22 protein-coding genes and 1 pseudogene are annotated in these 22950 nt (G+C 65.0%); 14 read left to right on the forward strand and 9 right to left on the reverse strand.

Annotated features, from left to right (window positions below; translation table 11 throughout):
- Positions 1-892 (reverse strand): annotated as a pseudogene (locus tag EN845_RS10825) (LysR substrate-binding domain-containing protein).
- Positions 893-1013: 121 nt separating this feature from the next.
- Here EN845_RS10825 and EN845_RS10830 point away from each other — a divergent pair.
- Positions 1014-1928: an alpha/beta hydrolase gene (locus EN845_RS10830; protein WP_127870358.1), complete on the forward strand. Its 915-nt coding sequence runs from the start codon at positions 1014-1016 to the stop codon at positions 1926-1928.
- Between the two features lie 4 nt (positions 1929-1932).
- Here the strand turns inward: EN845_RS10830 and EN845_RS10835 are convergent, their stop codons facing one another.
- From EN845_RS10835 to EN845_RS10855, 5 genes are all read right to left on the reverse strand, one after another.
- On the reverse strand, positions 1933-2874 hold the full coding sequence (locus tag EN845_RS10835; protein ID WP_127870357.1) for a sigma-70 family RNA polymerase sigma factor: 942 nt from the start codon (positions 2872-2874) through the stop codon (positions 1933-1935).
- Positions 2871-3404 (reverse strand): dihydrofolate reductase family protein, encoded by a 534-nt coding sequence (locus EN845_RS10840; RefSeq protein ID WP_127870421.1) that lies wholly within the window; start codon positions 3402-3404, stop codon positions 2871-2873. The genes EN845_RS10835 and EN845_RS10840 overlap by 4 nt, the downstream gene beginning before the upstream one ends.
- A gap of 2 nt (positions 3405-3406) precedes the next feature.
- A complete protein-coding gene (locus EN845_RS10845) occupies positions 3407-4345 on the reverse strand; it encodes an alpha/beta hydrolase (RefSeq protein WP_127870356.1) in 939 nt (312 codons plus the stop codon).
- A 109-nt stretch (positions 4346-4454) separates the two neighbouring features.
- Positions 4455-5330: an SDR family oxidoreductase gene (locus EN845_RS10850; RefSeq protein WP_127870355.1), complete on the reverse strand. Its 876-nt coding sequence runs from the start codon at positions 5328-5330 to the stop codon at positions 4455-4457.
- 128 nt (positions 5331-5458) lie between these two features.
- Entirely contained in the window at positions 5459-6046 is a 588-nt protein-coding gene (locus EN845_RS10855; RefSeq protein ID WP_127870354.1) for a dihydrofolate reductase family protein, read from the reverse strand.
- A gap of 108 nt (positions 6047-6154) precedes the next feature.
- On the opposite strand from EN845_RS10855, the gene EN845_RS10860 reads away from it, so the two are divergent.
- A complete protein-coding gene (locus EN845_RS10860) occupies positions 6155-6571 on the forward strand; it encodes a helix-turn-helix domain-containing protein (protein WP_127870353.1) in 417 nt (138 codons plus the stop codon).
- 276 nt (positions 6572-6847) lie between these two features.
- Entirely contained in the window at positions 6848-8095 is a 1248-nt protein-coding gene (gene dinB / locus EN845_RS10865; RefSeq protein ID WP_127870352.1) for a DNA polymerase IV, read from the forward strand.
- Between the two features lie 3 nt (positions 8096-8098).
- Here dinB and EN845_RS10870 read toward each other — a convergent pair whose 3' ends face one another.
- Positions 8099-8500 (reverse strand): excalibur calcium-binding domain-containing protein, encoded by a 402-nt coding sequence (locus tag EN845_RS10870; protein WP_245511711.1) that lies wholly within the window; start codon positions 8498-8500, stop codon positions 8099-8101.
- A gap of 349 nt (positions 8501-8849) precedes the next feature.
- Between EN845_RS10870 and EN845_RS10875 the strand changes: the two genes are divergently transcribed.
- Positions 8850-9233 (forward strand): YkvA family protein, encoded by a 384-nt coding sequence (locus tag EN845_RS10875; protein WP_127870351.1) that lies wholly within the window; start codon positions 8850-8852, stop codon positions 9231-9233.
- Positions 9234-9274: 41 nt separating this feature from the next.
- Here EN845_RS10875 and EN845_RS10880 read toward each other — a convergent pair whose 3' ends face one another.
- The gene (locus EN845_RS10880; RefSeq protein WP_127278498.1) at positions 9275-9808 is read right to left on the reverse strand and encodes a sterol desaturase family protein; all 534 of its coding nucleotides are present in this window, start codon (positions 9806-9808) and stop codon (positions 9275-9277) included.
- Positions 9809-9969: 161 nt separating this feature from the next.
- Here EN845_RS10880 and EN845_RS10885 point away from each other — a divergent pair, with 161 nt between their 5' ends.
- A complete protein-coding gene (locus tag EN845_RS10885) occupies positions 9970-10434 on the forward strand; it encodes an NUDIX domain-containing protein (RefSeq protein WP_127870350.1) in 465 nt (154 codons plus the stop codon).
- Between the two features lie 202 nt (positions 10435-10636).
- Here the strand turns inward: EN845_RS10885 and EN845_RS10890 are convergent, their stop codons facing one another.
- The gene (locus EN845_RS10890) at positions 10637-11824 is read right to left on the reverse strand and encodes a Gfo/Idh/MocA family oxidoreductase (RefSeq protein WP_127870349.1); all 1188 of its coding nucleotides are present in this window, start codon (positions 11822-11824) and stop codon (positions 10637-10639) included.
- Positions 11825-12147: 323 nt separating this feature from the next.
- Here EN845_RS10890 and EN845_RS10895 point away from each other — a divergent pair, with 323 nt between their 5' ends.
- The 9 genes from EN845_RS10895 (at position 12148) to EN845_RS10940 (ending at position 22861) form a co-directional block, all read left to right on the forward strand.
- Positions 12148-13041 (forward strand): MurR/RpiR family transcriptional regulator, encoded by an 894-nt coding sequence (locus tag EN845_RS10895; protein ID WP_127870348.1) that lies wholly within the window; start codon positions 12148-12150, stop codon positions 13039-13041.
- A 343-nt stretch (positions 13042-13384) separates the two neighbouring features.
- Positions 13385-14167 (forward strand): SDR family oxidoreductase, encoded by a 783-nt coding sequence (locus EN845_RS10900; RefSeq protein WP_127870347.1) that lies wholly within the window; start codon positions 13385-13387, stop codon positions 14165-14167.
- Positions 14164-15696 carry a mannitol dehydrogenase family protein gene (locus EN845_RS10905; RefSeq protein WP_127870346.1) on the forward strand — a complete coding sequence of 511 codons (1533 nt, stop codon included), beginning with the start codon at positions 14164-14166 and terminating at the stop codon, positions 15694-15696. Before EN845_RS10900 ends, EN845_RS10905 begins: the two co-directional genes overlap by 4 nt.
- 35 nt (positions 15697-15731) lie before the next feature.
- Complete coding sequence (locus EN845_RS10910; protein ID WP_127870345.1) at positions 15732-16646, forward strand: sugar phosphate isomerase/epimerase; 915 nt, start codon at positions 15732-15734, stop codon at positions 16644-16646.
- Positions 16647-16735: 89 nt separating this feature from the next.
- Positions 16736-17770, forward strand: a complete 1035-nt coding sequence (locus EN845_RS10915) for an ABC transporter substrate-binding protein (RefSeq protein WP_127870344.1) — start codon at positions 16736-16738, stop codon at positions 17768-17770.
- Between the two features lie 214 nt (positions 17771-17984).
- Positions 17985-19526, forward strand: a complete 1542-nt coding sequence (locus EN845_RS10920) for a sugar ABC transporter ATP-binding protein (protein ID WP_127870343.1) — start codon at positions 17985-17987, stop codon at positions 19524-19526.
- The gene (locus tag EN845_RS10925; RefSeq protein ID WP_135866096.1) at positions 19523-20494 is read left to right on the forward strand and encodes an ABC transporter permease; all 972 of its coding nucleotides are present in this window, start codon (positions 19523-19525) and stop codon (positions 20492-20494) included. Before EN845_RS10920 ends, EN845_RS10925 begins: the two co-directional genes overlap by 4 nt.
- Positions 20495-20726: 232 nt before the next feature.
- The gene (locus EN845_RS10935; RefSeq protein ID WP_127870341.1) at positions 20727-21707 is read left to right on the forward strand and encodes an ABC transporter permease; all 981 of its coding nucleotides are present in this window, start codon (positions 20727-20729) and stop codon (positions 21705-21707) included.
- A 278-nt stretch (positions 21708-21985) separates the two neighbouring features.
- On the forward strand, positions 21986-22861 hold the full coding sequence (locus tag EN845_RS10940) for a hypothetical protein (RefSeq protein WP_127870340.1): 876 nt from the start codon (positions 21986-21988) through the stop codon (positions 22859-22861).
- Positions 22862-22950: the final 89 nt, after the last annotated feature.

The raw sequence follows: 22950 nt of genomic DNA on the forward strand, positions 1-22950 counted from the left end.
TCATGCTTCCCAATAGGGCGGGTCGCCAAGCACATCGCGCAGCCATGCGGTGAGCGCGCGCAGCTTGGCCGATCCGCGCCGGTCCTCGGGAAAGGCCATGTAGATGCTGGCTCCTTCCGGCTCGGCGCCGACATCGACGCTCACCAGCCGCCCGTCGGCGATTTCCGCCTGGATAAAATAGGCGGGAAGCAGGGCCAGGCCGAGGCCGGCAAGCGCGGCATCGCGCATCAGGATCCCGTTGTTGACGCGCAACGTGGTCTGAGGGCGGACAGTCATCAGCCGCCGTGAAACTTTGAACCGCCAGTCGGCGGCACCCCGGATCGAATAGATGATGCCCTTGTGGCGTTTCAGGTCCTCGACGGTCCCGGGCCGCCCGAATGTCTCGAGATAGTCCGGCGCGGCCACCAGGAAGCGCCGGCTGGAAGCCAGCTTCCTAACGATGACGGGGCCGTCGTCGACCACTGGCCCGTGACGCAAAATGGCGTCGTAGCCGTCGGCCACTATGCTGACGAAGCGGTCGTCGAGATCGAGCGTCAGCTCAATCCCCGGATGCTTGGCCAGGAAGCCATACAGCGCCGGGCCGAGATGCAGGATTCCGAAACTGGTCGGCGCCGCTATTCTGAGCGGCCCGGCGAGTTCACCGCGACGCTCGGCGATCTCGGCGCTGGCGTCGGCCACCTCCTGCATGATGCGCTTGGCGCGTTCATAGAAACTTCGCCCTGTCTCGGTGATGGAAAGCTTGCGCGTCGTGCGATCCAGCAGCTTCGTGCCGAGGCCGCGTTCGAGTTCCGACAGCCGCTCGCTGATGACGGATTTCGACAGCGCCATGCGCCGGGCCGCTTCGGTGATCGAACCGGATTCCAAAGGCGGCGGCGGCTTCGAGCTTCAGCATTGTTCGGCTTTCCCGAATTCACAATCAGGCGACCGTCGCCTAACGAAATCAAGGGCATGGTGTCATAGTTCACAAAACCGCGATACCGCGGTGATAGAACAAAATCTCCAGGAGTGCTTACATGTTTCGTCCTTTGGTCATCGTGCTCGGCTTGTTGGCAATGAGTGTTCCGGCCTCGGCCCGCGTGGTCGCCTTTCCTGCCAGCTTCAAGACGCAGACGATCAAGACCAACGGCACCAGCCTGCACGTCCGCGTCGGCGGCAAGGGTCCGGCGATCGTGATGCTGCATGGCTTCGCCGATACCGGAGACATGTGGGCGCCGGCCGCGATAGCCCTGATGAAGGATCACACGGTGATCGTGCCGGACCTGCGCGGTATGGGCCTTTCGGCGCATCCTGACGACGGCTACACCAAGAAGAACCAGGCGGTCGACATCGCCGGCGTGATGGACGCGCTGAAGGTCGACAAGGCCGACCTGGTGACGCACGACATCGGCAACATGGTCGGCTATGCGCTGGCCGCGCAATATCCCAAGCGCATCGCCAAATGGGTCGTCATCGACGCGCCGCTGCCGGGCATCGGCGACTGGGACAAGATCAAGCAGAGCCCGCTGCTGTGGCACTTCAACTTCCGAGGCCCCGACATGGAGCGGCTGGTCGCGGGTCGCGAGCGCATCTACCTCGACCGCTTCTACAACGAACTGTCGGCCGACCCGAAGAAGATCGACGAGGCGACGCGCGCCCACTACGCAAAACTCTATGCACGGCCGCATGCCATGCATGACGCCTTCGAGCAGTTCAAGGCATTCGACCAGGACGCCATCGACAACCAGGCGATGTTGGCCAGCGGCGGCAAGCTGTCCATGCCCGTGCTCGCCGCGGGTGCGGAAAAATCGGCCGGCACCAGCCAGGCCGACATCCTGCGTCTCGTCGCCACGGACGTGACCGGAGCCGTCGTGCCCGCATCGGGCCATTGGATCATGGAGGAAAATCCGGATGCCACCGTCAAGCTGATCACGGATTTCCTCTCCAGGTAACGGCCTATCGGGTCACTCCGTCGGCGGCGATCAGGTCCAGTATCCACGGGCAGGCATAATAGTCTGTGATGCGGTCGATCGCCCCACCGGTCGCACGGATTCGCACCAGATAGGCCGGCCGCCAGACCTCGCCATATTGCCTGTCGACGACCAGCATGATCTCCCCTTCGATCGTGCCTGGCCGCATGCGCCAGGGCAGCTCGCTGCGCTCATATTCGACGAAGTAGGGCGAGCGGGAGAGCAGGCCGTTATAGCAGTCCGAGACCCGCAGCCGCGCATCGGCGCTGGTCAGCGCCCGCACCCCGTCCCAGTCCCTGGCATTGAAGAGCGCGACATAGCGGTCAAGCAGCCGCTCCAGTTCGGGGTCATGTGGTGGCACCGCGACCGGTTGCGCGGGCAAGGCGGCGAGCTTGGCGCGGCCGCGATTGAGCGCCGACTTGACGCCGCCCGATGTCGAGCCGACCAGATCGGCGATCTCGTCCAGAGAATGGTCGAAGACGTCCTTGAGCAGCACGCAGGCGCGCTCCTTCGGCGGCAGATGTACGACCAGCCGCTCTATGGCGCGGCCGGCGCCCGGACCAGCCGGCTCGACCGGTGGCACGATGTCGTCGTCGGCATAGAAGGCTTCGGCCGCGTGCCGTGTGCGGCGATTGCGGATGAAATCGATGCACCTGTTATGCGCGATGCGAAACAGCCACGGCCGGAGCGCCTGCGCATCGTCGAGCAGCTCGATCTTGCGATAGGCCTCGAACAGCGCCTCCTGCATGATGTCCTCGCCATCCAGCGCCGAGCCGGTCATGCGCGCGCAATAGCGATGCAGCCTGGCGCGCAGATGCGAAACCGTCTCCAGGAACGCGGCATAGCGCAGGTCGAACACACGGTCGGGCTCAGGCCAGGCCCGCATGGCTTGCGTCGTGTCGGGGGATTTGCGGATCTGCTGGTTCATCGCGGCACATAGGTCAGGGTCATCACGCCGTTGGCGAAACGATGCGTGCCGACAAGATCGAGATCGACCGGTCCGACATCGTCGAAGGCGCGCTTGCCGTGCCCGACCCATGTCGGCACGATCGACAGATGATACTCGTCCACCAGCCCCGCGCCAAGCAAGGTGCGGTCGAGCTGCGACACCCCATATTTCAGGATGTCGCCGCCCGGTTGCCGCTTGATCGCGGCGAGCGCTTGCACAACGTCACCATCAAGCAAGGTGGCATTCCACGACACCGTCTTCAGCGTCGTCGAGGCGACCAGCTTCTTCAGGCCGTTGATGCGGTCCATGTAGGGGCTATCCCTGATGTCTGGCCAGCGTGCGAAGAACATCTCGTAGGTGACGCGGCCAAGCAGGAAGAACTCGACGTTCGAAAGCGCCTGCAAGGCATGGTCCACATTCTCCCCGACGAAGAACGGCGAGGCCCATGTCATGGGTCCCTCGATGACGCCATCCAGCGAGACGAAACTCGACACGATCAGGCGCCGCATGCTCACGCCGCCCTTTCGCTGGTCTTCTCACCGGCTGCCGGCAGCCCCAGTCTCGGCCGTACCCAGGTAGCGAAGCGGGCAATGGCATCATCGGCTTCCGGCGCCCGCCCGGCCATCATCTGGAAGGAGTGCAGCATGCCGTCGAAGACGTCGAGCCGGGTCTCGACGCCTGCCTGTCTCGCCCGCTCGGCGAACATGCGGCTTTCGTCGACAAGCGTCTCGTCGGCGCCGGCCTGCAGGAAGACGGGTGGAAAGCCGGAGAGATCGGCGTAGAGCGCGCTGACCTCGGGATCGCGCCGATCGGCATCGCCGATGAAGTTGGCCGCCAGCCAGTCGACGCCAGCCTTGGCGAAGGCCGGATCTTTTTCGCGGTTGGTCTCGTAGCTGGCGGCGGTCATCGCCATGTCGAACCAGCCGGAGATGATCAGCGTGGCGACGGGCAGCGGCCGCCCCTGCGCGCGCAGCCGCTGCAGGACGCCATAGGTCAGCACCGCGCCGCAGGAGTCGCCGGCGATCACGATCCGCCGGGGGTCGAAGCCTTGGTCGACAAGCCAGTTCCAGGCTGCCATCGCCGCCTCGAGCTGGGCCGGATGCTTGGCCTGATGCGCCAGCGGATAATCGTAGACCAGCGCCCGGCAGCCGACGGCCTTGGCGAGATGGCCGACCAGCTTGCGGTGGGTGTAGATCGAGCCGCCGATGAAGCCGCCGCCATGCGCATAAAACAGCACCCGCTGCTCGTCGGCACCCTTGGGCACGACCCACATCGCCGGCACGCCGCCGGCATCGACCTCGATATAGTCGACGCCGCGCGGCTCGCCGGTCAGCGCCGTCCAATGGACATCGTTGTGGTCGATGATCGCTTGCGGGCTGGTCAGCTTGCCCGCATTGGCCGCGATCGCCGCGTAATGGTTCCTGTTTGCCTCGCTCTCGATGCTCGCCATGACATTCTCCTGGGGTTGCGGTTCGCGGAAGGCGCGACCTTCAAAGGCAGAGACGTACGGGCAGGCAAAAAGGATACGTGGCGGCGGGCGCTTTTTTTTACGGACGCGCTCAGCCGCCAAACATCGCGGCATGCCGCCGGGCGAATTCGACGAACGGCGTCGGCCGCACGCCGAACATCTCATGCGTGGCCAGATGCACCCGCGATTTCGGCCGCCGCCGCCGCTCCGCCAGTTGCTCGTCGAGCGCATCGGCGAAGTCGGCAGGGACGCCGGCGGCCAGCAGATTGCGCCGGCGCTCCTGCGGGCTGATATCGACATAGCGGACCGGCTTGCCGATCGCCTGCGAAATCCGCACCGCGATATCGCTCATGGTCAGCGCCTCGGGTCCGGTCATGTCGAGGCTCTCGCCTTCGTGGCCGCCATCGCGCAGCAGCCGGACGGCGACTTTGGCGATGTCCTCGACATCGACCGTCGACAGTTCGGTATCGCCGAGCGCGAGGTAAAAAGCGCCTTCCCTGGCGATGGTCGGCGCGTCGCGCAGATAGACCTGCATGAACTGGCTGGGGCGCAGGTGAGTCCACGCCATGCCGGCTCCCTCCAGATAGCGCTCGACCTCCTCATGCATGCGCGTGAAGCGGAACTTGGTCGCGTCATAGCCGATGTTGGATTCGGCACCGGAAAACTTCACCACATGCGTGACGCCGGCCTGCTTGCAGGCGTCGATGAAACGACACTGCGTCTCGACCATGTCTTGCGCGGCGGTCGAAATCATCAGCACGCGATCGATGCCGTCGAGTGCCGCGCCAAGCGTCTCCGCCCGGCGCATATCGCCCTCGATCAGGTCGACGCCCGCAAGTCCGCCGAGCCCTGCCGCGGATGCCCGGTCCAGATCGCGAACCAGCGCCCGCACTTGATACTTCCGCCGTGCGAACTCGCGTACGATTGCCTTGCCGTTCAGGCCGGTGGCACCTGTCACCAGGATCATAGTCTGTCTCTCCATTCAGCATTGATGCGGCCGCCCTTTCGGCGACCGCATCTTGAAGACGAAGAGAAGCGGGCAAAGGATTCCGGCCAAACGTCTTTTTTTTCGGCGCGAGGCCGTACGCCGCCGGATCAGCCCGCCGGCGCGTAGCGGCTGACCACCATGCCGCAGGCATAGGCCTTCGCGCCGAGCAGCCGCAGGTTTCGGAACCCGCCCTCATCGAAGATACGGCGGCCGGCGCCCAGCACGGCAGGATTGACGAACAGCTGGAACTCGTCGACCAGCCCGGCCGCGATCAGCGCCGACGCAAAGCCGGCGCCGCCGAAGACCGCCATGTCGCCGCCCTCGCCCGCCTTCAGCGCGCTGACCTCGCGCGGCAGGTCGCCGCTCACCACCGTCGTGCGCTCCCAACGCGAGGCTTCGAGCCTGTCGCTCGGCACCACCTTGCGCGCTTCGACGATGCGCCGGGCGAAAGCATAGAACGGATCGGCCGGATATTTCCTCGCCGCATTGCCCCAATGGGTGAGATAGCCCTCCTCGGCCATCTTGCGGCTGAGCAGAATCGTGTCGATGCCGGCGAACACGGCGTTGAAATCCTGTTTCAGCTCGGCGTCCCAGCCATTGTCGTCGCCCCACTCCCAGAGCTGCCACGGGTGATCGGCATCGGCGCCGACGAAACCGTCGACCGACACCTGCATCTGCAGGATGAGCTTTTTCATCGGGTGTCCTCGTCAGATTTGCCTAGGTACGGTTTACTTTCGGAACCATTTGACCTGCCGGGAAAAATGATGTCAATAGTAAAGTGATTTAAAATTGGAACCATAGGGATGTCGACGCGCGAACGATCCGCTTGCCCGATCAACCTGTCGCTGGAACTGCTCGGCGACCGCTGGACGCTGCTCATCATCCGCGACCTGATCTTCGCCGGCAAAAAGCATTTTCGCGAGTTCCTGCAATCCGATGAAGGCATTTCCTCGCGCACGCTGGCCGAGCGGCTGCAGACACTGCAGGACGAAGGCATCCTTACCCGCAGCGACGACCCGAGCCACGGATTGAAGGCAATCTACCGGCTGACCGAGGCCGGCATCGACTTGCTGCCGGTGCTTGCCACGCTCGGCGCCTGGGGCAGCAAGCATCGCAAGGCCGATGACAAGCTGGCCCGTATCGCCGAGGAACTGGCTGCCGGCGGCGAGCCGGCGCTGGAACGGATGAAGGTGGCACTGCGGGCAGAGCATATGGTGTAGGCGGGAGCGCTGTTCTAAGGGCGAAGCAGCTTCCTTGAAAGTCGGCGCCGCGGGTCGCCGGCGGAGCCGCCGCCCTTTCTCCCCGTCACTATACGGGGAGAAATGCCCGGCAGGGCAATGAGGGCAGCACTGCCGCCTGGGTAGCCAGTCGAAGCATTTGAACTAGGTCACACTCCCCAACGAGATGCCCCCACAACCTGCCTCCCGATTGACAATGGTCCGCTTTTGTTCTCCATATGTTCCGGTCTATCAGCAATCGCGGATGAGCGGAACAGGATGGAAACGACGGCCACCATCCTGCATGCCGATCTCGACGCCTTCTATGCCTCGGTCGAGCAGTTGCTCGACCCCACGCTGCGCGGCAAGCCGATCGCGGTCGGCGGCGGCGTGGTGCTCGCCGCCTCCTATGAGGCGCGCGCCTTCGGCGTGCGCGGCGGCATGCCGGGGCGCAAGGCGCGCGAGCTTTGCCCGCAATTGATCTTCGTCGGCGGCAATTTCAGCCACTACCAACGGCTGGGCGACGCGGCGATCAAGGTGCTCGACGATTTCACGCCGGTGGTCGAGCGCATCTCCATCGACGAGGCCTTTGCCGATGTCGCCGGCTGCACGCATCTGTTCGGCTCGCCGCGAGAGATCGCCATGGCGATCCGCCGCCGTGTGCGGGCAGAACTCGGCCTGCCGATCTCGATCGGCGTGGCGCGCACCAAGCACTTGGCCAAGATCGCCTCGCAGGTCGCCAAGCCCGACGGGCTGGTGGTGGTCGACCCCGGCACCGAGCTTGCCTTCCTGCACGATTTGCCGGTCTCGCTGATGTGGGGTGTCGGGCCGGCAACCAGGGCGCGGCTGGCCGAGATCGGCGTCGAGACCATCGGCGAACTGGCCCGCACCCACAGCGGCGCGCTGACGCGGCTGCTCGGCCCCGCCGCCGGCGACAAGCTCGCGGCCCTGGCGTGGAACCGCGACCCGCGCAAGCTGGAGATGAAGCGCCGGGCGCATTCTGCCGGCGCGCAATCGGCGCTTGGGCAAAAGCCGGCCGTGGCGCGGGTGATCGTGCCGACACTGCTGCATCTGGCCGACCGCGTCGCCAGCCGGCTGCGCGCCAAGAACCGCCCCGGCCGCACGGTGACGGTGCGCGTGCGCTTCGCCGATCTCAGCGCCGTCACCCGCTCGATCACGCTGGAACAGCCGATCTCGGCGACGATCATGCTGGCCGAGATCGCGACGGACCTGGTGCGCGGCGTGCTCGCTGACCATCCACGGGAGAAAACCATCTCGCTGCTGGCGATCTCGGTCTCGCATCTGGAAGAGAGCGCCGAGCTGCAGCTCGACCTGCCGCTCGGCCTTGCCGACGAAAAGCGCCGCCCCGGCAGCCGAAAGGGCCTCGCCCGTTTCGGCGCCGACCGCGCCGTCGACAAGATCCGCGAGCGCTTCGGCAAACAGGCGGTCGGCTACGGCACGGTGGCGCTGGAGGCGGGCCGTTCGGTGCCCGACGAATTCAGGGAACTGGCGGAAAAGGAGCTGTGAGAATTACCTGCCAGTACGCCAGTAGCGATGCACCTTGACGCCGCTGCCGCTTTCCCCATGCCAGGGCTCGCAGGCGATACCGTCCTTGTCGGCGTCATGCGTCGGCCAATAGCCAGGCTGCCCCTTGCGCGCTGGGGCAAGACCGACGGCGCGGGCAGCTGCACAGTTCGGGAATGCGGCAAGATGCCTGAGGGCGGAAAGCGGCGAGTCGATCTGGATGCCAATAAAGCCATAAACAATGTAACCAGAGAGAAGGATGAACGGCGCAAAAAGTGCCGCCCATTTCAGCCCGCCATAGCGACGAGGCACATGCCAATGCAACAATGGCAGAAGCATTCCCGGTACGCCCCCGGTTCCAATACCCCAAGGCAATTTATCTTGAGCCGCCTGTCGTGACAATGACATCGGACTTACGCAAGGTTCCAGACGAATTGAGGGAACTGGCGGAAAAGGAGCTGTGAGCGCTCGCCGTCGCTCACGCCTTGCGGATCAACGTGCCGAACCAGGCGGCGCCGCGGTCACGGCCGACAGCAGCTCGCGCTTCACCAGCACCGGCTTTTGATAGGTCTTCCTCACGGCAATTCCCCCACGCCCAGGCATCTGGCGGCAACTAGCATCCGGCAGGCACCGCTTGTCAAGAAGAGGCGAAATTGGCTAGCGGGGCAGTTTGCAGATCGCGAAAATGGTTGCAATGATCGTAGCGAAGGGAGCGGCGGCGCCGACGGTTCGAGATCCTATAAAAGAGGGTTGCCGTGTGACCATCCTTGACAAGGCAAAGCAATGGGCAAGGGCCATCAAGCGCGATGTGGTCGCCTTGTGGCTGGCCGCCCGCGATCCCCGCGTTCCCTGGTACGCCAAGGTTGCCGCCGGCGTGGTCGCCGCCTACGCGCTCAGTCCTATCGATCTGATACCCGATTTCATTCCCGTCCTCGGATATTTGGACGATCTGATCATCGTACCGCTCGGCATCCTGCTTGCGGTGAAGTTGATCCCCGCCGCTTTGATGGCTGAGTTTCGCGCGGAAGCCATTCGCCGATCCAGGCCGACCAGCCGCGGCGGTCTGGCATTCATCGTTGGAATTTGGGTTCTGATGGCCGCCGCGCTCATCTGGTTATTCTGGCCAGATCGCTCGGCCTAGATTTCAGGCCCGGCGTTTCTCATTGCCCCGGCAGCCCCACGTCAAAGCCGCGCGGTGCCGAAAATCCGATCCCAGAAAATCGACGTCACGCCGAAATTGGCGTTCTCGTCGACATGGTGATGCACCGCGTGGCGGCGCTTCAGCATATAGAGATAGCTCGGATGGGTCGGATGCCAATGATGGATCATGTGGTGGACGCTGATGTACCAGAGGTAGCCCAGCATCAGACCGCAGCTCACCGCGCTGGCGGTCGCGAAATCCGAGACCATCCAGACAGGCAGGAATGCCACCAGCGCATGAACGCCGAGGCTGAGCCATGTGGGCGTGCCCACCGGGCTGCGCTCCTCGATATGGTGACGGTCGTGCAGGTCCCGGATCCAGGGAACGTGGTGCAGCACGAAGCGGTGCAGGACGTATTCGATCAGCGTCCACAGGCCAAGGCAGATCAGCGCCGTGCCGATCCAGTCCGGCGCGCCTTCCTCTCCGGCCTCGATCAGCCCGGCCACGCCCAATACGGCGATCACCAGCGGATAGACCACGAAGTCGCTATAGTAGCCGATCAGACCCAGCTGCATTCGGACGAATCACCTGACTTTCGACGCCGCCCCAAAAGCGATGCTATCAGATTGCCGGACTCGCGTATGAGGTGCAATCCGGATGCGCCTGACATAGCGTCGCAATTTCCCGGTGCAAGATCGGCAGACTTCGCACCAGTGCCGCAAACGGACATGCAAACATGGCAAAACGCAGTGCCGGCCTGCTGATCTATCGCCGCACCGGTGGTGACATCCAGGTGCTGCTGGTCCATCCCGGCGGCCCGTTCTGGGCGAAGAAGGACGATGGCGCCTGGTCGATCCCCAAGGGCCTCGTCGACCAGGGCGAGGACGAGCTGGCGGCGGCACGACGCGAGACCGGGGAAGAGCTCGGCATGAAGGTCGAAGGCGCCTTCGCGCGCCTTGGCGACTACCGGCAACCGGGCGGCAAGATCGTCTCGGCCTGGTCCGTCGAGGCCGACATCGACGTCGCCGCCATCAGCAGCAACACCTTCACCATGGAATGGCCGCCGCGATCCGGATCGATGAAGGAATTCCCGGAGGTCGACAGAGCCGGCTGGTTCACATTGGCCGAGGCCGAGGTGAAGATTTTGCAGGGCCAGCGCCCGATGCTGTCGGATCTGGCGGAGCAACTGGGCGTGGCATGATCGCCGACGGCAAAGCTGCCAATCTCCCCCCAAGAGGGGGAGATTGCCGGCAGGCCAGAGGGGGCGCTGTCCCGCCAACGTCTCGGTCAATCAGGTATGTCCGTCGGAGGCTTGCGTGAAAGAGGATCATACCGATAGGCAGTGATCCTTGGCGCCCCCCTCTGCCCTGCCGGGCATCTCCCCACGAGGGGGAGATTGGCTGTCATCCCCCAAACCGCGCCGCCGTCCACGCCCCGCTGGCCGCGTTCGACTCCACGGCGGCGGCGACGAACTTCACGCCGCGCGCGCCGTCGACCACGTCGGGCACCTGTGCCGCGCGCGCCGGATCGACCGCGCCTCCCGAACGGTGGGCGCGGATGATGTCTGCGGCGTCGCGGTAGAAATTGGCGAAGGCCTCGATATAGCCCTCCGGATGCGCCGCCGGCATGCGCGACACGCGGCGGGCTTCCGCCGTCGAGCCATGGCCGCCGCGCACCAGCGTGCGGGTTTCCTCGCCATGGACGGAAAAGCGCAGTTCCTCCGGCCGCGTGCCCGACCATTCGAGCCCGGCTCTGTCGCCATAGATGCGCACGGAGAGGTCGTTGTAGTGGCCGGGCGACGTCTGGCTGGCCAGGATCGTGCCGCGCGCGCCGTCGGTCCAGCGCACCAGCACATGCGCATTGTCGTCGAGCCGGCGCCCCGGCACGGCGGTGAACAGGTCCGCCGAGACCGAGTCGGCCTCGCGGCCGGAGATGAAGCTTGCCAGGTTGAAGGCGTGCACGCCGATATCGGCCAGCACCGCCGACTGCCCTGCCCTCGCCGGATCGGTGCGCCATTCCGCCTGCTTCTGGCCGTCGGCATCGATCGGCTTGGTCAGCCAGTCCTGGATATAGGCGCCATGCACAGACACGATCCGGCCGAGTTCGCCCGCCATCACCATCTCGCGCGCCTGGCGCACCATGGCGTAGCCGGTGTTGTTGAGGGTGACGACGAAGCGGCGCTTTTTCGCGCGCGCCAGCGCCACCAGCGCTCGCGCGTCATCAAGCGTCGTCGACAGCGGCTTGTCGCAGATCACGTCGATGCCGGCTTCGAGAAAGGCGGTGGCGATCGGCGCGTGCAGATGGTTGGGCGTGACGATGACGACCGCCTCGATGCCATCCGGCCGCGCGGCCTCCGCCTTGGCCATGGCGCGATAATCGGCATAGCTGCGATCCGGCGCGATGCCGATTTCGGCGGCCGAGGCGGCGGCATTGTCCGGATCGGACGACAGCGCGCCGGCGACCAGCGCGATCTGGTCGTCAAGCCGCATGGCCAGCCGATGCACCGCGCCGATGAAGGCGTTGCGGCCGCCGCCGACCATGCCCACCCTCAAGCGCGTGCCCGCCGACCCGTCCGATGTTGCGTAGACCATGTTTCCTCCTCCACCTATCACTTCGTCCTCCTGGGGCGGAGCAAGGAGCGCAGCGACGCGGCGCAGACCCCAGGATCCATGCCGTGGCTTCAAGGCGTTGCGACGGTGCAGAATCTTCTGATTCCGCCGCGTTCCTCGGCAACTGTCACGGCATGGATCCCTTGGGCTGCGGAGCAGCTCCAGGGGTCTCCGCGACGGAGCTTCGCTCCTGCTTCGCCCTGGGATGACGACGTTGGAAGGACTTACCGAGCCCCCCTACCACCCTCGAACAGGATTTCCAATTTCCATATTGTAAAACGATCGTATCGCGCTAGCCTGAATTCATGAGCGGGGCGAGAAAACCATCCGGACGATCCAATGCCGACGAGGCGGCGACGCGCAAGCGCGGGCGTTCGCTGGCGGCCCTTGGCTATATACAGCCGCAGACCTATGAAGAGCTGCGCGCGGTGCTGTCCTCCGGCACGGTGCATTTTCCGAAGCGCCTGCGCCAGGTGGCGATCTTCCTGTGGCAGCATCCGAGCGAGGTCGCGCTCGGCACCATCGCCCAAGTGGCGGCACAGGCCGGCGTGCAGCCCTCGACGCTGGTGCGCTTCGCGCAGATCTTCGGATATTCGGGCTTTTCCGATTTCCAGGGCCTGTTCAAGGACCACGTCAAGGGATCCTGGCCGGAAGGCCGTGGCGAGCAGCGCGCCGAGGCCGAGCCTAACGCCGCCATGCATTTCCTGCGCGGCATGGTCGGCGCCTCGCTGGCCTCGCTCGGCCGCATCGAAAGCGGCTTCGATGTCGAAAGCTTCGAGAAGATGTTGGCGACGCTGGCCGACGCCGACCTGATCTACGTCATCGGCTCCAAGCGCGCCTTCCCCGTCACCACCTATCTGTCGCTGACGCTTTCGCAGCAAGGCGTGCGCAACGTGCTGGTCGACAATGTCGGCTCGACCGCGCTCGACCAGGTCGGCTGTATCGGCAGGCAGGATGCGGTGCTGGCGGTATCCTTCAGCCCCTATAATTCGATCACGCCCGACCTCGTCGCGGTGGCGCACGAACGCGGCGCCCGCATCGTAACCATCACCGACAGCACCTTCTCGCCGCTGATCCGGCTCTCGGACAGCTGGCTGGAGGTGGTGGAATCCGACTTCGCCGGTTTCCGCTCGCTGGCCGCGTCGCTCGCCGTCGGCATGGCGCTGGTCCAAGGCGTCGCGGCAAAGCGCGGCAAGTGAATATTGGAGGTTTTGATGGAGAGTTTCGACTTGTGGCGGCGACCATAAATTATCGACGCCCGCGCCGCCCCTCATCGCCCTGCCGGGCACTTCTCCCCGTATAGTGACGGGGAGAAGGGGCTGGCCTCAGCGCTGGCACCCCCTTTGCAACATTGGTGATTGGCGAAATCGGTGACGACAGCGCCCTCTCCCCGTCACTATACGGGGGAGAGGATGCCGGCAGGCAGGTGAGGGGCGGCGCAGACTTTAGGATGTCATCTGATGAACCGCCACTGGCACAATTGACTACCGGGAATTATCGTTCCATATTTTGAAAAATAGAAACTTTGTTCCGGGAGGAGGAATGGAGATCAGGCTCGAAGGCAAGGTGATATTGGTCACCGGGTCGACGCAAGGCATCGGCCGTGCCATCGCCGAGACCCTGGCGCGCTCCGGCGCGGCCGGGCTGCTGGTCACCGGCCGCGAGAAGACGCGTGGCGATGCGGTCGCGGCGGAGCTTTCGCGGCTGGGCACGCCGACACTCTTCGTCGCCGCGGACCTCGGAGACCCGGAAACTCCGGCCCTTTTGGCGCAGGCCTGCATCGAGCGCTTCGGTCGCATCGACGGCCTGGTCAACGCCGCCGGCCTCACCGACCGCGCGTCCTTCCTCGACGCCAGCCCCGAAGACTGGGCGGCGCTGTTCGCCGTCAATGCGCGCGCGCCGTTCTTCCTGATGCAGGCGGCGATTGCCGACATGCGGAAACGCGGCCAGGGGGGCGCGATCGTCAACATCCTGTCGATCAACGCCCATTGCGGCTCACCCGAGCTTGCCGTCTATTCCGCCACCAAGGGCGCGCTGGCGACGCTGACCAAGAACGCCGCCAACGCCCACCGCTTCGACCGCATCCGCGTCAACGGCATCAATGTCGGCTGGACCGACACGCCGGCCGAGCGTGTGATGCAGGCGCAGACGCTCGGTCATGGCCCGGGCTGGCTTGACGCCGCCAACGCCGCCCAGCCCTTTGGCCGGCTGCTCAGGCCGGACGATATCGCCAACCTCGCCGTCTTCCTGCTTTCCGACGCGGCCGGGCCGATGACCGGGGCGGTGATCGACCAGGAGCAGTCGGTGATCGGGGCGAACCGGTGAACGCCATCGAAACGCTTGGGCCTGGCCTGCTGGAGCGGCTTCCCGCCGCCGTGCAAAAGCCGACCTACGACCGCGCATCGCTGTCACCCGGCATGGCCCATCTCGGCGTCGGTGCCTTCCACCGCTGCCACCAGGCCGAATACACCGACGACCTGCTCTCGCTGAAGTTCGACCGCTGGGGCATTGTCGGCATCAATATCCGCCCGCCCGCGCTCGCCGACACCCTTGGCCGGCAAGGCGGCCTCTACACAAGGCTGATCCGCGAGAACGACCATGTCGAGGCGCGCGTCATCGGCAGCATCGTGAAGGTGGTCGACAGCCAGGACAGCGCCGCACCGGCGCTCGCGGTGCTCGCCTCGCCCGACATCGAACTGGTGACGATGACGGTGACGGAAAAAGGCTATTGCCATATCCCGTCGACCGGCGCGCTCGATCTCGGCCATCCCGACATCGTCCATGATCTCGCCAATCCGGAAGCGCCGCGCAGCCTGCCCGGCATCCTGGCGCTGGCGCTGGAGCAGCGCAGGGCCACGCATGGCCGCAAGCTGACACTGCTCTCCTGCGACAACATTCCGACCAACGGCGTCATCCTGGAAAATGTCGTGCGGGGCTTTGCCGAACGGCGCGGCAATGGGCTCGCCGACTGGATCGCGGCCAATGCCGCCTTCCCCTCCGCCATGGTCGACCGCATCGCGCCGGCTGTGTCGCCGGATGACCTCGACAGCGTCGAGCAATGGTTCGGCTATCGCGATGGCGCCGTTGCCGTCGGCGAACCGTTCCGGCAGTGGGTGATCGAGCAGAAATTCGCCGGCCGCATGCCGCGCTGGGACCTGGCCGGCGCGACCTTCGTCGACGATGTCACGCCGTTCGAGCATCTCAAGATGCGGGTGCTGAACGGGGCGCAAACGACGCTCGCCACGCTCGGCGTGCTGGCGGGGCTCGAACACACATTCGATGCCATCGCCGACCCGCTGCTGTCGGTCTTCGTCAGGAGCATGCTGGTCGAGGAGACGCTTCCGACACTGACGCCGGTGCCCGGCATGGAGCCGTTGGCTTATGTCGAGCAGAGCCTTGGCCGGCTGAAGAACACAGCGATCCGCCATCGCAACCACCAGATCGCCACCGATGGATCGCAAAAGATCGTCCAGCGCCTGCTCAACCCGATCCGCGACCGGCTGAGCCAAGGCGCCGGCATCGGCCTGCTGTCGGTGCCGGTCGCCGGCTGGATGGCCTATCTCATCCTGGCCTCGGCGCGCTTCGGCAAACGCTGGCCGGTGTCGGATCCCTATGCCGGCAGGATCGCAGCGATCGCCGACGAAACCGGACGCGACGCGCCGGCGCTGGCTTCGGCCATCCTGGCCATCGACACGATTTTCGACCCCGGCCTTGCCGCCGACGAGGCGTTTCGCAAGACGGTGACTTCAGCGCTGGGCGAACTGCTTTCGGACGATCCGATGGCGGCCGTTCGACACAGTCTGGAGCAAGACGGGGTCGCGAGGTTGAAACGATCCAAACTATCGGCATTATAAACATCGATCGCGGGTTCGCGGTCAGGGGAGGCATGATGAAACTTGGACTGCTCACCGCACCATTCGCGGAGACTCCGCTCGGCGAGGTCGCCGGCTGGGCAAGCTCCGTCGGCTTCGAGGCCTTGGAAATCGCCTGCTGGCCGAAAACCTCCGGCGCCACCCGCCGCTATGCTGGCACCAGCCATATCGACGCCGCCGGCACCTCGGCCTCGCAGGCGAAGGAGATTGCCGCTTCGCTGGCGGAAAAGAACATGTCCATCTCCGGCCTCGGCTACTACCCCAACCCGCTGCATCCCGATCCGGCCCACCGCGAGGCGGTCATCGGCCATCTGAAGAAGGTGATCGTGCTGGCCGCCAATATGGGCGTGCCGGTCGTCAACACCTTCTGCGGCGGCGATGCCTCCAAAACCGTCGACGTCAACTGGCAGGATGCGCTGAAAGTCTGGCCCGGGATCGTCGCCCATGCACGCGACCACGGGGTGAAGCTTGCCTTCGAGAACTGCCCGATGATCTTCAGCTATGACGAATGGCCGGGCGGGCACAACATCGCCTATTCGCCGCAAGTCTGGCGCCGCATCCTGGAGAGCTGGGGCGGCGATGTCGGCATGAATTTCGACCCCTCGCACCTGGTCTGGCAGATGATCGACCAGGCTCGCTTCATCAGGGAATTCGGCCCCTACATGCTGCATGTCCACGCCAAGGACCTGATGATTGATCATGATGGTTTGTACGAGCGCGGAATCCTTTCGGCCGGGATAGGCTGGCAGGTGCCGCGCATGCCAGGGCTGGGCGATGTCGACTGGAGCGGTTTCTTCTCCGGTCTCTACCGCGCCGGCTATGACGGCTCGGTCATCATCGAGCACGAGGACAGGCGATTTGAAGGCAGCGACGATCAGGTGAAGCGGGGTTTTCTGCTCGCCCGCGACGTGCTGCGTCCCTTCGTCAAATGACGGCAAGGCGAGCCACTTGACTCCGTTTGTGAGTGGCACGGCTTAACGGGTTGGAACTGAACTGAAAAACAATGTGGAGGAAGACTGAAATGAAGACATATCTGACCATGGTTCCGCTGCTTGCCAGCGCCGCCCTGCTGGCCTCGGTGGCGATCTCGTCCGCCGCCGGCAAATACACGATCGGCATCTCCAACACCGTGCAGGGCAATGGCTGGCGCGAGGAGATGGTGTGCGCCATGAAGGCGCAGGCGCTCGCCTCGGGCGAAGTGACCAAGCTCAACATCGCCCACCGCAACACCGATGCCGCCGGCCAGTTGGAAGACATCCGCAACCTGATCAGCGCCAAGGTCGACGCCATCGTCGTCAACCCCGCCGATCCGGCCGGCATCAAGGCGGGTCTTGAAGAAGCCACCAAGGCCGGCATCGTCGTCGTCGCCGTCGACCAGGCGGTGACCGAGCCGTCGGCCTACATCATCTCCAACAATCAGGAGCAGTACGCCTATCTCGGCGCCAAATGGCTGTTCGGCCAGATGGGCGGCAAGGGCGAGGTGTTCTACATGCGCGGTGCCGCCGGCGCTTCGGCCGACAGCGATCGCGACAAAGGCTTCAAGAAGGCGCTGGCCGAATTCCCCGACGTGAAGGTCGCGCAGGAAGTCTTCACCGGCTGGCAGCAGGACCAGGCCAAGCAGCAGATGCTGTCGTTCCTGGCCACCGGCACGCCAATCAACGGCATCTGGACCTCCGGCATCGACAACGTCATCGTCGACGCGCTGGTCGAATCGCAGGCGCCGCTGGTGCCGGTGGTCGGCGCCGACAATGCCGGCTTCGTCGGCCAGCTGAGCTCGGTCAAGGGTCTTGTGGGTGCCGCCGTAACCAACCCCGGCTCGATCGGCGGTGCCGGCGTGACGCTGGCTCTGCAGATCCTCGACGGCAAGAAGCCGGCCCAGCAGACCGTGCTGGTCGACCCGCAGCTCTGGGACAACGCCACCGACGAAGGCAAGGCCAAGCTGAAGGCCGCCGCCGACCCGTCGCTGAGCCCCGAATGGCCGGTCTCGATCTCGATCCCGGACTGGACGACCTACACCAAGGAGCAGATCGTGGCCTGCAAGGGGCCGGGGGAGTAAGGCTGAGGTTTGCCAACGGACCATCCGTCGGCGCTGCCCCTCACTGTCCTGCCGGACATCTCTCCCCGTAAACGGGGAGAGAGAAGCTGGCCGCAATGCCGGCGACAAGCCCCCCTCTCCCCGTCTCTATACGGGGAGAGGATGCCGGCAGGCAGGTGAGGGGCGGCGCCGACATTTCTAATTATTCGACCTCATAAATCGAGAACCAATCAATTTGACCACCAGCCCCCTCCTCGACGCCACGGGCGTCGCCAAGAACTACGGCGCGGTCGCCGCCCTGCGCAATGCGTCGCTGTCCGTCCTGCCGGGCGAGGTGCATGCGTTGATGGGGGCCAACGGCGCCGGCAAGTCGACGCTGGTGAAGATCCTGACCGGCGCGATTTCGGCCAATGCCGGGCGCATCCTGATCCGTGGCGAGGCGCGCGACATACGCTCGCCGGCGGCCGCGCGCCGCGCCGGGCTGTTGCCGGTCTACCAGGAGCCGTCGCTGATCCCCGATCTCGACGTGCTGTCCAATCTGCGGCTCACCGGAACGCCGGTCGAGCCGTTCCGCGCCTGGGTGCGCGAACTCGGCATCGCCGACCTCGACCTGCGCGACAGCGCGCGCGACATTCCATTGGCCGTGCTGCGCGTGCTTGATCTGGCCCGGGCGCTCGCCGTCGAACCCGACGTGCTGCTGCTCGACGAGATGACCGCGGCGCTGCCCGCCAACCTTGCCGAAAAGGTGCTGGAAGTGGTCCGCCGCCAGGGTGACGCCGGCCGCGCGGTGATCTTCATCTCCCATCGCTTCGTCGAAATCGCAGCCCTTTGCGACCGCGCCACCGTGCTGCGCGACGGCGAGACCGTCGGCGTCGTCGACATCGTGCCGGGCGTCGAGGAAAAGATCGTCGAGCTGATGCTGGGCACCCGCATCGAAAAGGCCAAGATCGCCGCCCGAAGCGCCGGCGAGAAGGCGGCATCCGCCCTTGCCCGACCGCGCATCACCGTGAAAAACCTGCGCGTCGGCACCAAGCTCGGCGATGTCTCCTTCGATCTCGCCGATGGCGAAGTGGCCGGCGTCGTCGCGCTCGAAGGCCAGGGCCAGGACGAGCTGTTCGCCGCCCTTGCCGGCTCGATCCGGCCGTCCGGCGGCACGATCGAGGTCGACGGCCAGGCAGTAAAATTCTCACACCCGATCGACGCCATCCGCGCCGGCATTGCCTATGTGCCCGGCGACCGTTCCGAGGCGCTCGCCATGCAGCGCTCGGTGCGTGAGAACATTGCGCTTCCCTTCAGCGCCGCCCTGCGCAACTGGGGGCCCATTCATATGCGCAAGGAGCGCGCCACGGTGGCAAGCGCCATCCAGCGCCTGCAGATCGACACCCGCGCCCAGGGCGAGGTGCAGCGCCTGTCCGGCGGCAACCAGCAGAAGGTGACCATCGCGCGCTGGATCGCGGCGGACGCCCGCACCATCCTGTGCTTCGATCCGACACGCGGCATCGATGTCGGCACCAAGCAGGAGATCTATAAATTGCTGCGCGAGCTCGCCGGCCACGGCAAGTCGGTGCTGTTCTACACCTCGGAACTCGAGGAGGTGCAGCGCGTCTGCGACCGCGTCATCGTCATCTTCGGCGGCTGTCTCGTTGACATCTTTCCGGTCGAGGAAGCGGACGAACCGGCGCTGATGCGGGCCGCCTACGGCCTGCCGCGCGGCGCCAAGGCCGATATCGGCATATTGGCCGATCCCCAGTCCCCGTCTTCGGGGACGACGCCATGAACCATTTCCTGCGCCGCCAGGGCTGGGTGTCAGGCCTGTTCGCCCTGCTCATCGTTCTGTTCATCGTCACAAAACTGATCCAGCCCGGTTATGGCAGCGGCGATTTCGGCTCGCTGGCGCGGGCGGTACTGCCTTACGCCTTTGCCGTCGCGGCCCAGACCGTCGTCGTCATCGCCGGCGGCATCGACCTCTCGGTCGCCGCCATGATGGCGCTGACCAGCGTCACCGCCGCCTCGATGATGGCGGGCGCCAGCGAGGAATACGCGCTGTTCGTGGTGCCCTTCGTGCTCGCCATGGGTTTTGTGCTGGGCGCCCTCAACGGCCTGCTCATCGTCGTCACCCGCGTGCCCGACATCGTCGTTACGCTCGCCATGCTGTTCGTGCTGCAAGGGGCGGCCCTGCTGGTGCTCGGCGCGCCGGGCGGCGCCGCGGCAGAATGGCTGAAGGCGATGATCTCGGGCACCGTGCCGATACCGGGCCTGCCCGACGCCATCGACGCCTGGCTGCCCAAGGCGCTGCTGGTGCTGATCGTCTGCCTCTGCGTCATCTGGGTCCCGCTCAGGCGCTCGCGCCTCGGCCTTTCCATCTACGCCATCGGCTCGAGCGAGCTGGCGGCGTTCCGCAGCGGCGTGCCTGTCGCCCGCACGCGCATCATCGCCTACGCGCTGTCCGGGCTGTTCGCGGCCATGGGCGGGCTGGCGCTGACCATGAGCACCGGCATCGGCGCTCCCATTCCCGGCCCCTATCTGCTCGCCAGCGTCGCCGCGGTGGTGCTGGGCGGCGTCGCGCTCGGCGGCGGCAAGGGCGGCCTGCTCGGCCCCATCGTCGCCGTCTTCGTGCTGCGCCTGGTGCGCACGGACCTGACGCTGCTCGCCATCGACCCCAACGTCACCGCCATCATCGAAGGCCTGATCATGGTCGCCGTAGTGATGTTCGGCGCGTTTATCACGATGCGGGGGCGGCAATGATGGGAGAGAGAAATATAGAGCGTAGCGCTCTACGGCGCCCCCCTCTGGCCTGCCGGCCATCTCCCCCACTTGTGGGGAGATTGGCTGTTGTTGCGGCTTTCGCCAATCTTCAACGTTGCAGAAAAGAGTGGGGCGCCAAAGCGGCCAATCTCCCCCCTTGTGGGGGAGATGTCCGGCAGGACAGAGGGGGGCGCCGTAGAGCGCTACCCTCCCAGAACATCGGACCCACCCCATGAGCACATCAGCGATCACCCCCGTCCCCCTCGGCCGCCGTCTAAAACGCTTCATGGCCGACCGGCCGCTCATCCCGCTGATCATCCTGCTGGTCATCCTGGTGGTGATCCTGCAGATCCTGCGTCCCGGCATCGTCAACGAGCGCTGGATCGCCAACACCATCAAATTCGCCATTCCGCTGGCGATCCTTGCCGGCTGCCAGACCATGACCATGTTGACCGGCGGCATCGACCTGTCGGTCGGCACGGTGGCGACGATGAGCGCCTTCATCATGGCGACGCAGATCGTCAGCCAGGACCCGGCGGTGGCGTTCCTGCTGGCGATGATGCCGGCGGTGCTGATCGGCCTCGTCAACGGCATCGGCGTCGGTGTCTTCCGCGTCCACCCGCTGATCATGACGCTGGGCACCAGCCTGATCGGCACCGGCTGTCTGCAGGTCTATCAGCGCACGGTGATCGCGTCGGGTGCCAAGATCCCCGACTTCCTCGCTTGGCTGGGCACCGGCGTCACCTACGGCTTCCCCAACGCGCTGCTGCTCTTCGTGCCGCTGGCCGCGCTCATCGTCTTCACGCTCGCCCGCACCGGCTTCGGCCGCCTGCTCTACGCCGTCGGCGACAATGAGCGCGCGACGCGTCTGTCGGGCATGCAATACTGGCAGGTCATATCAGCGCTCTACGTCACCTCAAGCGTGCTCGCCGGCATCACCGGCCTGCTCTATATCGGCCTGATCAAGGCCCCTTCCCTGTCGCTCGCCGAACCGCTGGTGCTGCCTTCGGTGGCCGCCGCCGTCATCGGCGGCACCTCCATCTTCGGCGGCCGCGGCGGCTACACCGGCACCATCATCGGCGCGCTGATCCTCACCGTGCTGACGACGCTCCTGACCATCCTGCAGATGCCGGAGGGGGCTAGAAGGATCTTGTTCGGGTTGATCGTGCTGTTCGTCACGGCGGCCTATTTGCGGATCGTCGAGGAGCGGTGAAAGGATCCCGCGAAGGCCACCGTTTTGGATCATCAAGCAATCCAGTGCCTGCGCACAAGAGATAAGCGGCGAAAGGATCGATTTTGAGAAACTCGCCGCTTCCGTATTTTTGCCAACTATATTAGTCCTTGTTGAAGTGTATTGGCGTGATGCCATTGGATACCACTATTTGTTTTCGGCCAGCGTTCACTTTGAACCATTGATTAACCGCCTATGCTTCATTCTGTGAATCGCATGCACAAGGCATGTGAAACACGAGAGCTTACTCGATGCGGATCATGCCGGATCTCACCGTTACGATACAGAAGCTGATGTCGGCCAAGAGCGGCTTTGCAGGCGCCAACCAGCCCGCGTTCGCGAAAGCAGGCACGGCGCTGCGGACCGAGCCTCCTGTCATTCGTCCGGGTGCAACAGGTGATGAGGACGACGCCGAATACGATCCGTTCGGCAGCTTTGGCCAGGCCGCTGGGGCGCAGGCGTCTTCACCCATCAGTGCAACGTCCACCACGACGGCACAAGACCGTTATTTGCGCGCGGGCGAAGCCAACTTTGACGAACTCCAAGCGGAGTATACACGCTTCATCGGCTCGATGGTCGAGGCAGACCGCCGACACGAAGATTCCACCGTTGCGCGCAACTTCATCCCCACGGGCGAGACACCGGAAACGGTGATGGCGATGGGAGAATATGACTATATGTGGGCCGTCCAGGACGAGATGGAGGCCGCTGCCGACCGCAGCCCGCAGGCGCAGGCCAACAAGGCGATCAGCAACCAGAGCCTGACCTACGGTGATGCCGGCAGGATGACTTCCGATGCCCTGTTCAGCCTGCAGAAGGCCTTGCCAGCTTTGAACAGCGCCTTGGCGAGTGTCACCCCCGAGGCCATTGAAAAGCGCCTGCAAGGCATCGGCGACGACTCGAAACGCCAGCTTCTCGCGCAGCAACTGGCCAGGAACGATATGCTCTTTGCCAAGAGCAATCTGCGCTACGTCGCCAGGATAGTCAAAGGCATCGAGGGTGGCCCCAACAAGGTGACTGGCGACATCCTGCTCAAGAACGACCAAGGCCAGTACCAGCTGGGCGATTTCTCGATTTCGTTCAAGGGGGAGGTGTTGCTGACCTCCAAGGACAAGTTCAAGGCATTCACCGGCTGAGCCTGTCCGAGGCGCCGGCCGTCTTGACGGCAACCAACTGATCGCTGGAACTATGGCCTAACGCCGGAACAATATCGAAAGAAGTGGAG

It is taken from the genome of Mesorhizobium sp. M8A.F.Ca.ET.202.01.1.1 (genome assembly GCF_004791595.1).
In the GTDB taxonomy this organism is placed as follows: Bacteria; Pseudomonadota; Alphaproteobacteria; order Rhizobiales; family Rhizobiaceae; genus Mesorhizobium.

Bases quoted from the DNA above. Each gene is read 5' to 3' on its own strand.
- EN845_RS10835 (WP_127870357.1), bottom strand. From the start codon at position 2,874: ATGAACCAGCAGATCCGCAAATCCCCCGACACGACGCAAGCCATGCGG.
- EN845_RS10885 (WP_127870350.1), top strand. From the start codon at position 9,970: ATGGCAAAACGCAGTGCCGGCCTGCTGATCTATCGCCGCACCGGTGGT.
- EN845_RS10870 (WP_245511711.1), bottom strand. From the start codon at position 8,500: ATGTCATTGTCACGACAGGCGGCTCAAGATAAATTGCCTTGGGGTATT.
- EN845_RS10830 (WP_127870358.1), top strand. From the start codon at position 1,014: ATGTTTCGTCCTTTGGTCATCGTGCTCGGCTTGTTGGCAATGAGTGTT.
- EN845_RS10910 (WP_127870345.1), top strand. From the start codon at position 15,732: ATGAAACTTGGACTGCTCACCGCACCATTCGCGGAGACTCCGCTCGGC.
- EN845_RS10940 (WP_127870340.1), top strand. From the start codon at position 21,986: ATGCCGGATCTCACCGTTACGATACAGAAGCTGATGTCGGCCAAGAGC.
- dinB (WP_127870352.1), top strand. From the start codon at position 6,848: ATGGAAACGACGGCCACCATCCTGCATGCCGATCTCGACGCCTTCTAT.
- EN845_RS10880 (WP_127278498.1), bottom strand. From the start codon at position 9,808: ATGCAGCTGGGTCTGATCGGCTACTATAGCGACTTCGTGGTCTATCCG.
- EN845_RS10890 (WP_127870349.1), bottom strand. From the start codon at position 11,824: ATGGTCTACGCAACATCGGACGGGTCGGCGGGCACGCGCTTGAGGGTG.
- EN845_RS10935 (WP_127870341.1), top strand. From the start codon at position 20,727: ATGAGCACATCAGCGATCACCCCCGTCCCCCTCGGCCGCCGTCTAAAA.
- EN845_RS10860 (WP_127870353.1), top strand. From the start codon at position 6,155: ATGTCGACGCGCGAACGATCCGCTTGCCCGATCAACCTGTCGCTGGAA.
- EN845_RS10900 (WP_127870347.1), top strand. From the start codon at position 13,385: ATGGAGATCAGGCTCGAAGGCAAGGTGATATTGGTCACCGGGTCGACG.
- EN845_RS10850 (WP_127870355.1), bottom strand. From the start codon at position 5,330: ATGATCCTGGTGACAGGTGCCACCGGCCTGAACGGCAAGGCAATCGTA.
- EN845_RS10895 (WP_127870348.1), top strand. From the start codon at position 12,148: ATGAGCGGGGCGAGAAAACCATCCGGACGATCCAATGCCGACGAGGCG.
- EN845_RS10855 (WP_127870354.1), bottom strand. From the start codon at position 6,046: ATGAAAAAGCTCATCCTGCAGATGCAGGTGTCGGTCGACGGTTTCGTC.
- EN845_RS10915 (WP_127870344.1), top strand. From the start codon at position 16,736: ATGAAGACATATCTGACCATGGTTCCGCTGCTTGCCAGCGCCGCCCTG.
- EN845_RS10845 (WP_127870356.1), bottom strand. From the start codon at position 4,345: ATGGCGAGCATCGAGAGCGAGGCAAACAGGAACCATTACGCGGCGATC.
- EN845_RS10925 (WP_135866096.1), top strand. From the start codon at position 19,523: ATGAACCATTTCCTGCGCCGCCAGGGCTGGGTGTCAGGCCTGTTCGCC.
- EN845_RS10840 (WP_127870421.1), bottom strand. From the start codon at position 3,404: ATGCGGCGCCTGATCGTGTCGAGTTTCGTCTCGCTGGATGGCGTCATC.